Source organism: Aeribacillus sp. FSL K6-8394 (genome assembly GCF_038008865.1).
GTDB classification, from domain to species: domain Bacteria; phylum Bacillota; class Bacilli; order Bacillales; family Aeribacillaceae; genus Aeribacillus; species Aeribacillus composti.
Genome location: NZ_JBBPAA010000001.1, coordinates 1,761,683 through 1,775,306, shown reverse-complemented (window position 1 = coordinate 1,775,306; position 13,624 = coordinate 1,761,683). Strand labels below are relative to the sequence as shown.

The window sequence follows — 13,624 nt, the reverse complement described above, 5'->3', positions numbered from 1 at the left end:
AGAAGTTGCAGGAACGAGTGTTACATGTTTTGGAATTTAATAAAATAAGGGAACAGCTGAAAGAGCATGCTTCTTCTTCTTTAGGAAAAGAGAAAGCGTTAAAGCTTATGCCGTCAGGAGACATCAACGAAGTACTGAAGAGGCAGGAGCAGACAGATGAAGCACTAACAGTGCTCCGATTGAAAGGCTCTGCCCCTTTCGGAGGATTAAGCGACATACGGCCGAGTGTAAAGCGTGCGCAAATAGGCGGAACTTTAGGTCCGCAAGAGCTTGTGGCTGTTTCTGCCGTGTTATATGCTTCAAGACAAATGAAGCAATTTATTGAAAAGTTGACTCAAGAAGAGGAGGTTTCACTTCCTCATTTAGAACAATTGGTCAGCGAAATCGGAATTTATTTAAAAGAAGAAAAAGAAATTCAACGTTGCATACGCGATGACGGGGAAATTGTTGATGATGCGAGCGATAAATTAAAAGCGATAAGAGGTCAAATCCGTACACTGGAGGCTCGTATTCGCGAAAAGCTGGAATCGATCATTCGCTCCCCATCTGCACAAAAAAATCTTTCGGATGCCATTATTACGATTCGAAATGACCGCTATTGCATTCCTGTCAAACAAGAATATAGAGGAGTTTACGGAGGAATCGTCCATGATCAATCTTCCTCAGGAGCAACTCTGTTTATTGAGCCGCAGGCTATCGTAGAAGCGAACAACTCTTTAAATGAAGCGCGGATTAAGGAAAGGCGCGAAATTGAACGGATCTTAACGGAATTGTCGAAAATGGTTGCTGACATAAGCAAGGGAATCATTCATAATATCACTGTAATGGGTGAAATCGATTTTATGTTTGCCAAGGCATTGTATGCTAAAAAATTAAAGGCTACAAAACCAAATATAAATGATCGTGGCATTATGAAGCTGTATAAAGCCCGCCATCCTCTTATTGACCCTGAAACCGTTGTGCCAAATACAATTGAACTTGGGGAAGATTTTCAATCGATTGTCATTACCGGTCCAAACACCGGCGGTAAGACGGTGACGCTGAAGACAATTGGACTGCTCGCACTAATGGCGCAATCAGGTCTGCAAATCCCTGCTGAAGAAGGATCTACAATGCCGGTATTTGAGGCAGTTTACGCAGATATTGGGGATGAACAGTCAATTGAACAAAATTTGAGTACATTTTCTTCTCATATGGTGAACATCGTCAAAATTTTACAGGAACTTAATGATCGCTCACTCGTACTATTTGATGAACTTGGGGCAGGTACAGATCCTGGAGAAGGTGCTGCTCTAGCCATTGCAATTTTGGATGAAGCTTTAAACAGAGGAGCGCAAGTTGTTGCAACCACCCACTATCCCGAATTGAAAGCATACGGATTTAACCGTAAGGGCGTGATCAATGCAAGCGTTGAGTTTGATGTCGACACATTATCGCCGACGTATAAATTGTTGATCGGTGTACCTGGCCGAAGCAATGCGTTTGAAATATCAAAAAGGCTTGGATTGAGTAAAGAAATTATTGAGCGCGCCAAATCGTTCATGAGCGCTGACAGATCCAAAACGGATGCAATGATTGCCTCCCTTGAGGAAAGCAAAAAACGTGCTGAAGAGGATTGGATGGAAGCTGAAAAAACGCTGAAAGAAGCAGAAAAACTTCATAAAGAACTACAAGAACAAATCATTGAATTTAATAAGCAGAAAGACCGCCTATATCAAGAAGCTGAGGAAATGGTGAAAAAAAGGCTGGAAGAAGCGCAAAAAGAAGCAGATCAGATTATTCAAAAATTGAAAAACATGCAAAAAGAGCACAGTTCAGCTATTAAAGAGCATGAATTAATAGAAGCAAAAAAGCGGCTTGAATATGCAGCGCCTGAATTTATAAATACTGAACAAAAATCTGAAAAACAAAAAAGCAAAAAGCAGCTGCGCCCCGGCGATGAGGTAAAAGTGATCAACTTAAATCAAAAAGGACATCTGCTTGAAAAAGCAAATGAAAGTGAATGGCTTGTACAAATTGGAATATTGAAAATGAAAGTAAAAGAAGAAGATCTTGAATATATTGGCAGCCCGAAACAAGAGGGAGAAAAAACGCTCGCAACAGTAAAAGGGAAGGATTTTCATGTTTCATTAGAACTTGATTTGCGGGGAGAGCGATATGAAGATGCGCTCATCCGTCTTGAAAAATATATTGACGATTGTCTTCTCGCAGGATATCCGCGGGCGCACATTATTCATGGCAAAGGGACGGGCGCTTTAAGAAAAGGGGTGCGGGAATTTTTGCAAAACCACCGCGCTGTTAAAAACGTCCGTTTCGGTGAAGCAAATGAAGGCGGAACAGGTGTTACGATTGTGGAGTTCAAATAAACTTTTCTTTAAGGAGAGTAAACATGAATCTGTTTTGGGAAAACGTATATGTTCAAACTGCTGCTAATTATAGTGTTGTCATATTGTGCGGGGTTTTATTTTTAGTCATTTTTGAATTGGTGACGAAATATAAAAACTGGGAAGAAATCCAAAAAGGCAATGTGGCTGTTGCAATGGCAACAGGCGGCAAAATTTTCGGGATTTCAAACGTTTTCCGCTTCTCAATTGAACAGCATGACGGTCTTTTTGAAATGATTGGCTGGGGCTTTTACGGATTTGCCTTGCTCTTAATCGGATATTTTATTTTTGAATTTCTGACTCCTAAATTTAATATTGATGATGAAATTCAAAAGGATAACCGTGCAGTTGGCTTTATCTCAATGGTCATATCCATAGGCTTGTCCTTTGTAATCGGAGCAGGAATTACAAATTAGGAGAGGGGAACATGGAAACGCTGGCTAAAATTTTATTTGGTTTGTGCGGTCTGTTTATTGCGATCGGTATTATTTATATGGTGTTTTTTGCTTGAAAAAGCGGAGAAAAGAAAAGGTCTCCGCTTTTTCCTGTTTAAAATTCTAAAAATAATTATATTTCTGAATTTTATTTTGATATAATGAAATAAAATCATCATTATTTTTCAAAGGAGAGGAGATAAATGGAATGTCAAAAACCTTGGCTCAATTTTTATCCCTCGGAAATTCCGCATAATATCTCTTGGGAGAATAAGCCGCTTTCCAAATATTTTCAAGATACGGCTAATCAGTTTCCGAATCATACAGCCGTTTCATTTCTTGGAAAGAACATTACGTACCGCAAGCTATACGAACAGATGCTTCAATTGGCTAATTATTTGGAGCAAACAGGGTTTGAAAAAGGGGATCGGGCAGCGATTATGCTTCCAAACTGTCCACAGGCAGTTATTGCTTATTATGCAGTTCTGGAGGCAGGCGGAATAGTCGTTCAATTGAACCCTCTTTATACAGAATCAGAGCTGGAGTACCAGTTGAATGACAGCAGTGCTACACATCTCATTACATTAGATCTTTTCTATCCAAAAGCCTCGAAATTGAAATCTCTCACAAATATCAAACATATCATAATAACAAAGATCCAAGAGTATTTGCCTTTCCCAAAAAATCTTCTATACCCGCTCATTCAAAAGAAGGAGCAAAATCTTTTAATAAAGGTAAACGCAGCAAATGGTGTTCATGTATGGACAGAGATCTTAAAAACATCGCCTGCTAAAGAATTGACAGTAAATATTGATCCGAAAGAAGATATTGCCCTTTTGCAATATACAGGAGGGACGACAGGGACGCCTAAAGGGGTGATGTTGACGCATGAAAACTTAATTTCCAATACGAAAATGTGTGCTGCCTGGATGTATAAATGCAGGAAAGGAGAAGAGTCCATACTAGGAGTTTTGCCTTTTTTTCACGTATATGGCATGACGACTGTAATGAATTTATCGATCATGGAAGGTTTTAAAATGATTTTAATCCCTAAATTTGATTCAACCGAAATTTTGAAAGCGATTGAAAAAGAAAAGCCAACGCTTTTTCCAGGAGTGCCAACGATTTATGTTGCTCTTTTAAATCATAAAGATTTGCGAAAATACGACTTGTCCTCGGTTAAATATTGTATCAGCGGTTCGGCTCCTCTTCCGGTAGAAATTCAGGAGCGCTTTGAAAAAGAAACAGGCGGGAAGCTTGTTGAAGGATATGGGCTCTCGGAAGCTTCTCCCGTTACGCATGCAAACTTATTTTATTCAGATGTCAAGAAAAAGGGAAGCATTGGCATCCCTTGGCCCAATACGCATGCAGCCATTTATTCGGCTGAAAAAGAAGGATTTGCAGATGTCAACGAATTCGGTGAGCTTATTGTAAAAGGACCGCAGGTGATGAAAGGCTACTGGAACAACCGAGAGGAAACGGAAGCGGTTTTCAAAGACGGATGGCTTTTTACAGGAGATATCGGCTATATGGATGAAGACGGATTCTTTTATATTGTCGATCGTAAAAAAGATATGATTATTGCTGGCGGGTACAATATTTATCCCCGCGAGATAGAAGAAGTGTTGTATGCTAATGAAAAGGTTAAAGAGGTTGTCGTTGCAGGTGTTCCGGATCCTTACAGAGGCGAGACCGTGAAAGCTTATGTTGTACCAAAGGGAGGAGCACAGCTTACGGAGCAAGAGCTTGACCAATTCGCCCGAAAACATCTTGCCCCGTACAAAGTGCCGAAAAAATACGAATTTCGCGACGAGCTTCCGAAAACAGCAGTAGGAAAAATTTTAAGAAGAAAACTAGTAGAGGAAGAAAGAAAAATATAAAACGGACATCTATCGGTTTTGAACGAGAATAAAAACTTCCCTCAATGCTTGACAAAAAGGCTTAATCTAAATATCATATAAATGAATGACCATTCATTCATTTTGAAGGGAAGATACACGTTGAAAGAAAAAAAGGCAAAATATAAACAAATCATTGATGCAGCTATTGTCGTCATTGCGGAGAACGGCTATCATTCCGCTCAGGTTTCGAAAATTGCCAAACAGGCGGGCGTAGCAGATGGAACGATTTATTTGTATTTTAAAAACAAGGAGGATATTTTAATCTCCCTTTTTCGAGAAAGATTGATGAATCATATCGCTGAAGTGAAAAAAAGCATTGATGCAAAGCAGACTGCTGCAGAAAAATTGTTTGCGCTGATCGAAAAGCATTTTCAAATGCTAGTTCATGATCGGAATTTGGCAGTGGTTCTTCAATTGGAATTGCGGCAAGTAAACAAAGAATTGCGCCGGCGCATAAATGAAATTTTTAAAGAATATTTGAAAGTAATAGACGAAGTGATCGAATTCGGAAAAAAAACGGGAGAGTTTCGACAAGATTTGGATTTAAGGCTGGCAAGACAAATGATTTTTGGGACGATGGACGAAACGGCGACAACGTGGGTAATGAAAGATCAAAAATACGATCTCCTCGCAATTGCAGAAAAAATTCCTGAGCTGTTAATCAACGGATTTAAAAGCAATCATTCATAAAAAGAGAATGATCAATTTTTAAAAAGGGGATGGGTAAGGTGAATATTTTTGTCCTTATAAAAAGAACTTTTGACACAGAAGAAAAAATTTTAATTGAAAACGGATCAATCTCCGAGGATGATGCAGAATTCATCATAAACCCTTATGATGAATATGCCATTGAAGAAGCGCTGCAGCTTAAGGAGGCTCATGGCGGAGAAGTAACTGTTGTTACAGTAGGATCAGAAGAAAGCGAAAAAGAGCTGAGAACGGCTCTTGCGATGGGATGCGATAAAGCTGTCTTAATAAATATTGAGGAAGATTTGGAAGATGGAGATCAGTTTACAACAGCAAAAATTCTATATGAATTTTTGAAGGATAAAGAAGCGGACATTATATTAGCTGGAAACGTTGCCATTGACGGAGGATCTGGCCAAGTAGGCCCCCGTTTGGCGGAGCTTCTTGACATTCCGTATGTCACAACGATCACAAATATTGAAATAGATGGAAAAAACGTGAAAATTGTGAGAGATGTTGAAGGGGATTCGGAAATCATTGAAACAACACTCCCTCTTTTAGTAACTGCCCAACAAGGTTTAAACGAACCGAGATACCCGTCTTTGCCGGGAATTATGAAGGCAAAGAAAAAACCGCTTGAAGAGTTGGAGCTCGATGATTTAGATCTTGAAGAAGAAGATGTCATACCGAAAACAAAAACGTTAGAAATTTATTTGCCGCCTAAAAAAGAAGCAGGAAAAATATTGCAAGGGGAACTGCAGGATCAAGTGAAGGAACTTGTTTCTTTATTGAGATCAGAAGCAAAAGTTATTTAGTGGAGACGAATATAGCAGGGGGATGAAAAAATGGCTCGAAAAGTGTTCGTATTGGGAGAAATAAGGGATCAATTTTTAAGGAACGTATCATTTGAAGCGCTTGCAGCCGGCAAGATAATATCCGAAGGCGGAGAGGTGGTCGCCGGATTAATTGGAGAGAACGTTGGAACGCTTGCAAATGACATGATTTATTATGGAGCGGATAGGGTTGTCATCGTGGAAGATGAAAAATTGAAATATTATAGTCCGGACGGGTATTCACAAGCTGTCATGGCGATCATTGACAGTGAAAAGCCTGACGCTATTATTTTCGGACATACGGCATTAGGCAAAGATTTATCTCCAAAAATAGCGGCTAAATTAAACGCAGGTCTTATTTCTGATGCTACCGCTGTAGAAATAGTGGGCGGTAACGTTGTTTTCACAAGACCGATCTATTCAGGAAAAGCTTTTGAGAAAAAAATCATTACGGATGGGATTATTTTTGCGACCGTTCGTCCGAACAATATTCCACCTCTCGAAAAAAATGAATCAAGGAGCGGAGAAGTTGCTTCCATATCGGTAGAAATAAAAGATCTGCGCACGATCGTGCGTGAGGTTGTCCAAAATGCAGCGGAAGGCGTTGACTTATCTGAAGCAAAGGTGATCGTTGCCGGAGGGAGAGGGGTAAAAAGTGCAGAAGGGTTTGAACCGCTAAAAGAATTGGCATCTGTGCTCGGAGGAGCAGTAGGGGCGTCACGCGGTGCCTGTGATGCAAACTATTGTGACTACTCGCTGCAAATCGGACAAACGGGAAAAGTCGTTACACCGGATTTATATATTGCCTGCGGAATTTCTGGAGCCATTCAGCATTTAGCGGGAATGTCGAATTCTAAAGTAATTGTTGCAATCAATAAAGATCCGGAAGCGAACATTTTCAACGTCGCAGACTACGGTATTGTCGGAGATTTATTTGAAGTTGTGCCAATGCTTACGGAAGAATTTAAAAAATTAAAAATCCATTCCTCTTAACGTGTCCTGAATGGACACGTATTTTTTTGAACAAATCCATTCCTCCTAGTATAAGTGGAGACGGGTCACGACGTACATAAAATACAAAAAATATGAAAAAATAGTTGCAGATCAAAACATTCGCTTCAAGCGAAAGAACATGGTATACTTCACATAGAAAAAGTGAATTAGGAGGAATTAAGATGGCAATTGTAAACGTTACTGACCAGAATTTTTCCCAAGAAACAAGCGAGGGTGTAGTATTGGCAGATTTCTGGGCGCCTTGGTGCGGTCCATGTAAAATGATTGCCCCAGTCCTTGAAGAATTGGATCAAGAACTTGGTGACAAAGTAAAAATTGTTAAGCTTAACGTGGATGAAAATCAAGAAACTGCCGGTCAATACGGAGTCATGAGCATTCCGACGTTAATCGTCTTTAAAAATGGTGAAGCAGTGGATAAAGCGATCGGTTACCAGCCGAAAGAAGCTTTAGCGCAATTGCTTAACAAACATTTGTAATATAAAATATAAAAAGAGGCGCTCACGAAAGTTACCTTTTGGAGCGCCTTCTTGCTTTTAAATGAAAACGGCTGAATAAATCCAGCACAGATTAGAATAAGTTGGAGTGTTTTACCGATGTATGAGCATTTAAAAGAAAAACTTTCGCTTCTTCCGAATAAGCCTGGCTGTTATTTAATGAAGGACAAAAACGGAACCGTCATTTATGTTGGAAAGGCAAAAGTATTGAAAAACCGGGTTCGTTCCTACTTTACTGGATCACATGACGGAAAAACGTTAAGACTCGTTCAAGAAATTGCCGATTTTGAATATATCGTAACATCCTCGAATATTGAGGCGCTTCTATTAGAAATGAATTTAATTAAAAAACATGAACCGAAATACAATGTCAATCTAAAAGATGATAAAAGCTATCCGTATATTAAAATTACTTCCGAGCGCCATCCGCGGCTGATCGTCACACGAAAAGTAAAAAAAGATAAGGGAAAATACTTTGGACCGTATGCAAACGTCCAAGCTGCGAGAGAGACAAAAAAGCTGCTTGACCGCATGTATCCTTTGAGAAAATGCAATTCGCTTCCAGACCGGGTTTGCATCTATTATCATATGGGCCAGTGTCTTGCGCCTTGTGTTCACGAAGTTTCCGAAGAAACGAACAAACAAATGGTGGAAAGCATCATCCGTTTTTTAAATGGTGGATATAAGGAGATCAAAAAAGAATTAACAGAAAAAATGCTGAAATGTGCAGAAAATCTTGAATTTGAAAGGGCAAAAGAATATCGGGACCAAATCGCGCATATCGAAGCAACAATGGAAAAGCAAAAAATGGTTCTCAATGATTTTATTGATCGCGATGTATTTGCTTATTATTACGATAAAGGATGGATGTGCGTCCAAGTATTTTTTATCAGGCAAGGAAAACTGATAGAACGGGATGTGTCCATTTTCCCTCTGTACCAAGAGCCAGAGGAGGAATTTTTAACATTTATTGGTCAATTTTACGCAAAGAACGACCATTTTCTTCCGAAAGAAATAGTCATTCCGGAAGATGTCAATGAGGAAATGGTTCGAGCTTTAGTACAAGTACAGGTCAGCAAACCAAAGAAAGGAAAAAAGAAAGATCTCGTACAGCTAGCTTATCAAAATGCAAAAATTTCGTTAAAAGAGAAGTTTTCACTCATTGAACGAGATGAAGAAAGGACGATCAAAGCAATTGAAAATTTAGGAAAGCAGTTGAATATTCCTACACCACATCGGATTGAAGCTTTTGACAATTCCAATATTCAAGGCGCGGACGCTGTTTCGGCTATGGTTGTTTTCATAGATGGAAAACCTGCGAGAAAAGAGTATCGAAAGTTTAAAATAAAAACAGTCAGCGGGCCTGATGATTATGAATCGATGAGGGAAGTAATTCGCAGGCGATATACTAGAGTGCTGAAGGAGGAGCTGCCGTTGCCGGACCTTATTATTGTTGATGGAGGAAAAGGACAGGTACAAGCAGCTATGGATGTATTAGAAAACGAACTGGGACTTGACGTTCCTGTTGCCGGGCTTGTGAAAGATGACAAGCACAAAACGAGCGATTTGCTTCTCGGCAACCGGGAAGCTGCTGTTCAATTGTCAAGAAGCAGCCAAGAATTTTATTTGCTTCAGCGCATTCAAGATGAAGTGCACCGCTTTGCCATTACGTTTCATCGACAAGTCCGCCAAAAGAATACGTTTAAGTCTGTATTAGATGAAATCCCCGGCATAGGGCCTAAGCGTAAAAAACAACTGTTAAAATCGTTCGGTTCCGTTGAAAATATTAAAAAGGCATCGCTTGAAGAGCTAAAACAGGCAGGAATGCCTGAAAAAACAGCACAAAACATTTTACAATATTTCAGCGAATAGCGATGTAATAAAACAAATAGGAGGAAGCTTTTAAATCCTCCTACTGCCCTTTCATTCTGTTAAATTTTATCTTTTTCATCCCATTTTACAATGAAAATAACTTTGTTTAAGCGTTTGTTTATCTGTTCATACGCTTCTGTGACGACACCGTTCATACATTCGATTTGCTGCGCGATAAATCCTGCTTCTAGTTGGAAGGATAAATCTTTGAAAAGCTTCATCCTTTTTTCGATCAATTGGCCTGTTAATTCAAATTCCATTTCGTTTTTTTTCTGGCGAATAATATGAAGATCGCCCCATCCGGCTGATGAAAAAAAAGATATAAGTTCTTCTAACGTAGATAATTGAATTTTTCGAGCTAGCTGTTTGCCTGCCCAATACAAAATGGAATGATGCTCTTTTCCTAGAAGTTCAGGAAGTAAATAGTCGCGAAGCAGCAAAACGCTAAAAGGATGTAAGGTTATTTCTTCTAATTCTTTTAATTGATCGTGATATGACAGTTCTTTCAATCGTTTCCCCTCTTTCTAGCGAACAATTATATTATATCAGCTTTCACATAAGATGAAAGAGTTTATAAAATCAATTTCGGATACGGGAAATATTCTATTTTCCGATCAGAAAAAATGATATTACTGAATAATACTTTGTAGACGTTTTCTTGACGGTACTACTTTATGGGAGTACAATGAATTTGTCCTATTATTTTAAGATTTCGTCATATTTTGTCGGCGGATTTTTACATGCCAAGCAGGGGGAGCAGGAGATTTTAAGAAATCTTTCAATTTATTAAGATTAGGGGGTAAACGCATATGTCTGGAAACAGAGAATTTGCAAACCGCAGACTACATTCACTTTTAGGTGTTGTACCGATTGGCGTATTTTTAATTCAACACCTGACTGTCAACCATTTCGCCACAAGGGGCGAAGAAGCATTTAACAACGCAGCACATTTTATGGAAAATTTACCATTCCGCTATTTTCTGGAAATTTTCGTTATTTTCCTTCCTCTGTTATACCACGCCATTTATGGGATTTATATTGCTTTCACAGCAAAAAACAATGTGGGCCGCTTTGGCTATTTCCGCAATTGGATGTTCCTGCTTCAACGTGTAACTGGTATTATTACCCTTGTTTTTATTGCATGGCATGTATGGGAAACTCGTATTGCCGCGATGTTTGGGGCTGAAGTTAATTTTGATATGATGGAATCCATTTTAAGCAATCCTGTTAGTTTAGTGTTTTACATAGTAGGCGTTCTTTCAGCGATTTTCCATTTTTCCAACGGTCTATGGTCTTTTGCAGTCAGCTGGGGAATTACGGTTACTCCAAAATCTCAGCTAGTCTCAACTTATGTGACAATAGGTATTTTTGTGTTGCTTTCAATCGTAGGTCTTCGTGCCATTTTTGCGTTTGTCTAATCTAACTAAATTGCGTTCAAGGGAGTGGGCGAAAAAATGAGTAAAGGAAAATTAATTGTTGTCGGCGGAGGCTTGGCTGGCTTAATGGCAACTATAAAGGCTGCGGAAGCCGGGGTGTCTGTTGACTTATTCTCGTTAGTACCTGTAAAACGTTCCCATTCAGTATGTGCTCAAGGAGGGATCAACGGGGCGGTAAATACGAAAGGAGAAGGAGACTCTCCGTGGATCCATTTTGATGATACGATTTATGGCGGAGACTTTTTGGCTAACCAGCCACCGGTTAAAGCGATGTGTGAAGCAGCACCGGGAATTATTAACCTTTTAGATCGCATGGGTGTTATGTTTAACCGTACACCAGAAGGATTGTTGGATTTCCGTCGTTTTGGAGGAACACAGCATCACCGGACAGCGTTTGCCGGAGCAACAACTGGACAACAGCTTTTATATGCATTGGACGAGCAAGTTCGACGTCACGAAGTAGCAGGTCTTGTGACGAAATATGAAGGCTGGGAGTTTTTAGGAATCATACAAGATGATGAAGGACGCTGCCGCGGCATCGTTGCTCAAGATTTAAAATCAATGGAGATTCAAGCTTTCCGTTCGAATGCCGTAATAATGGCGACAGGAGGACCTGGAATTATCTTTGGTAAATCAACAAACTCTGTGATTAATACGGGATCGGCTGCTTCTATCGTTTATCAGCAAGGAGCTTATTATGCAAACGGGGAATTTATACAAATTCATCCGACAGCCATCCCTGGAGATGACAAGCTTCGATTAATGAGCGAGTCTGCACGCGGTGAAGGCGGAAGAATTTGGACATATAAAGACGGAAAACCATGGTATTTCCTTGAAGAAAAATATCCGGCATATGGAAACCTTGTTCCTCGTGATATTGCAACGAGAGAAATATTCCATGTATGTGTAGACTTGAAATTAGGCATTAATGGCGAAAACATGGTATATCTTGATCTTTCTCATAAAGATCCAAAAGAGCTTGATATTAAACTAGGCGGTATTATCGAAATTTATGAAAAATTCATGGGTGAAGATCCAAGAAAAGTGCCGATGAAAATTTTCCCTGCCGTCCATTATTCAATGGGAGGTCTATGGATCGATTACGATCAAATGACAAACATCCCTGGTTTGTTTGCAGCTGGTGAATGCGATTACTCTCAGCATGGTGCGAACCGGCTTGGAGCAAACTCATTGCTTTCTGCAATTTACGGTGGTATGGTTGCAGGACCAAAAGCTGTTGAATATATGAATGGATTGGAAAAATCAGCTGACGATTTACCATCCACATTATATGATGCACGCGTAAAAGAAGAACAAAGCAAATGGGACGAAATCCTGAAAATGGATGGAAACGAAAATGCTTACGTTCTTCATAAAGAGCTTGGTGAATGGATGACGGATAATGTTACAGTCGTACGCTACAATGATAAACTTCTAAAAACAGATGAAAAAATTCAAGAGCTTATGGAACGTTGGGAAAGAATTAATATTAACGATACTGCGAAATGGAGCAACCAAGGCGCAAGCTTTACTCGCCAGTTGAGAAACATGCTTGTGTTGGCTCGGGTTATTACGCTTGGGGCTTATAACCGTAATGAAAGCCGAGGTGCTCACTATAAACCAGAATTTCCGGAACGAAATGATGAAGAGTGGCTCAAAACAACTATGGCAACGTTTGCCGGCTTGAAGGAAGCTCCTAAATTCCACTACGAAGATGTTGATGTATCACTCATTAAGCCTCGTGTGCGTGACTATACGAAGAAACATTAAAAAAGCTGGGAGAAAAGGGGGAGTAAACAATGAGTGAAAAAAAAGTGCGGTTTATTATCACTAGACAGGATCGACCAGACACGGAACCATATCAAGAAGAATTTGAAGTGCCATATCGTCCGAATATGAACGTTATTTCGGCCTTAATGGAAATTCGCCGTAATCCTGTTAATGCCAAAGGCGAAAAAACAACGCCTGTTACATGGGATATGAACTGTTTAGAGGAAGTATGCGGTGCTTGTTCAATGGTCATTAACGGGAAGCCCCGCCAATCATGTACAGCGCTTATTGATCAGCTGGAACAGCCTATTCGTCTCGAGCCGATGCGCACATTCCCGGTTATTCGCGATCTTCAAGTAGACCGCAGCCGCATGTTTGACTCTTTGAAAAAAGTAAAAGCATGGATACCAATTGACGGTACGTATGACTTAGGACCAGGACCAAGAATGCCTGAGAAAAAACGCCAATGGGCATATGAGCTTTCAAAATGTATGACGTGCGGCGTATGCCTTGAAGCTTGTCCAAACGTAAACAGCAAATCGAACTTCATCGGTCCAGCGCCATTATCACAAGTTCGTTTGTTTAACGCTCATCCGACAGGCGCGATGCATAAATCAGAACGCTTGGAAGCTATTATGGGCGACGGCGGACTTGCGAACTGCGGAAATTCCCAAAACTGCGTTCAATCCTGTCCAAAAGGAATTCCGCTTACAACATCGATTGCAGCATTAAATAGAGAAACAACTGTTCACGCATTTCGTAAAATGTTCGGAAGCGACTATATTGACAGCTGATGTAT

12 protein-coding genes are annotated in these 13,624 nt (G+C 39.9%); 11 read left to right on the top strand and 1 reads right to left on the bottom strand.

The window, feature by feature from the left end; translation table 11 throughout:
* Positions 1 to 5 precede the first annotated feature (5 nt).
* From NSR00_RS08405 to uvrC, 8 genes are all read left to right on the top strand, one after another.
* Positions 6 to 2,366, top strand: coding sequence for an endonuclease MutS2 (locus NSR00_RS08405; RefSeq protein WP_066247785.1), 2,361 nt, complete (start codon positions 6 to 8; stop codon positions 2,364 to 2,366).
* Between the two features lie 23 nt (positions 2,367 to 2,389).
* Positions 2,390 to 2,800: a DUF350 domain-containing protein gene (locus NSR00_RS08400; RefSeq protein ID WP_063387435.1), complete on the top strand. Its 411-nt coding sequence runs from the start codon at positions 2,390 to 2,392 to the stop codon at positions 2,798 to 2,800.
* 221 nt (positions 2,801 to 3,021) lie between these two features.
* Positions 3,022 to 4,698, top strand: a complete 1,677-nt coding sequence (locus tag NSR00_RS08395) for a long-chain-fatty-acid--CoA ligase (protein ID WP_094246314.1) — start codon at positions 3,022 to 3,024, stop codon at positions 4,696 to 4,698.
* 120 nt (positions 4,699 to 4,818) lie between these two features.
* Entirely contained in the window at positions 4,819 to 5,409 is a 591-nt protein-coding gene (locus NSR00_RS08390) for a TetR/AcrR family transcriptional regulator (protein ID WP_063387437.1), read from the top strand.
* A gap of 38 nt (positions 5,410 to 5,447) precedes the next feature.
* Positions 5,448 to 6,221: an electron transfer flavoprotein subunit beta/FixA family protein gene (locus NSR00_RS08385; RefSeq protein WP_340788097.1), complete on the top strand. Its 774-nt coding sequence runs from the start codon at positions 5,448 to 5,450 to the stop codon at positions 6,219 to 6,221.
* Between the two features lie 30 nt (positions 6,222 to 6,251).
* Positions 6,252 to 7,232: an electron transfer flavoprotein subunit alpha/FixB family protein gene (locus NSR00_RS08380; protein ID WP_340788095.1), complete on the top strand. Its 981-nt coding sequence runs from the start codon at positions 6,252 to 6,254 to the stop codon at positions 7,230 to 7,232.
* A 182-nt stretch (positions 7,233 to 7,414) separates the two neighbouring features.
* Positions 7,415 to 7,729 (top strand): thioredoxin, encoded by a 315-nt coding sequence (trxA, locus tag NSR00_RS08375; protein WP_063387440.1) that lies wholly within the window; start codon positions 7,415 to 7,417, stop codon positions 7,727 to 7,729.
* Between the two features lie 117 nt (positions 7,730 to 7,846).
* Positions 7,847 to 9,619 (top strand): excinuclease ABC subunit UvrC, encoded by a 1,773-nt coding sequence (uvrC, locus tag NSR00_RS08370; RefSeq protein ID WP_094246311.1) that lies wholly within the window; start codon positions 7,847 to 7,849, stop codon positions 9,617 to 9,619.
* A 59-nt stretch (positions 9,620 to 9,678) separates the two neighbouring features.
* Here uvrC and NSR00_RS08365 read toward each other — a convergent pair whose 3' ends face one another.
* Positions 9,679 to 10,128, bottom strand: a complete 450-nt coding sequence (locus NSR00_RS08365; RefSeq protein ID WP_232515579.1) for a YslB family protein — start codon at positions 10,126 to 10,128, stop codon at positions 9,679 to 9,681.
* Positions 10,129 to 10,428: 300 nt separating this feature from the next.
* Here NSR00_RS08365 and NSR00_RS08360 point away from each other — a divergent pair, with 300 nt between their 5' ends.
* From NSR00_RS08360 to sdhB, 3 genes are read left to right on the top strand one after another with little or no spacing between them, the layout of a single operon-like run.
* Entirely contained in the window at positions 10,429 to 11,037 is a 609-nt protein-coding gene (locus NSR00_RS08360) for a succinate dehydrogenase cytochrome b558 subunit (RefSeq protein ID WP_094246310.1), read from the top strand.
* A 36-nt stretch (positions 11,038 to 11,073) separates the two neighbouring features.
* Entirely contained in the window at positions 11,074 to 12,825 is a 1,752-nt protein-coding gene (gene sdhA / locus NSR00_RS08355) for a succinate dehydrogenase flavoprotein subunit (protein WP_066247775.1), read from the top strand.
* A 29-nt stretch (positions 12,826 to 12,854) separates the two neighbouring features.
* Positions 12,855 to 13,619 (top strand): succinate dehydrogenase iron-sulfur subunit, encoded by a 765-nt coding sequence (gene sdhB, locus NSR00_RS08350; protein WP_063387445.1) that lies wholly within the window; start codon positions 12,855 to 12,857, stop codon positions 13,617 to 13,619.
* Positions 13,620 to 13,624 lie beyond the last annotated feature (5 nt).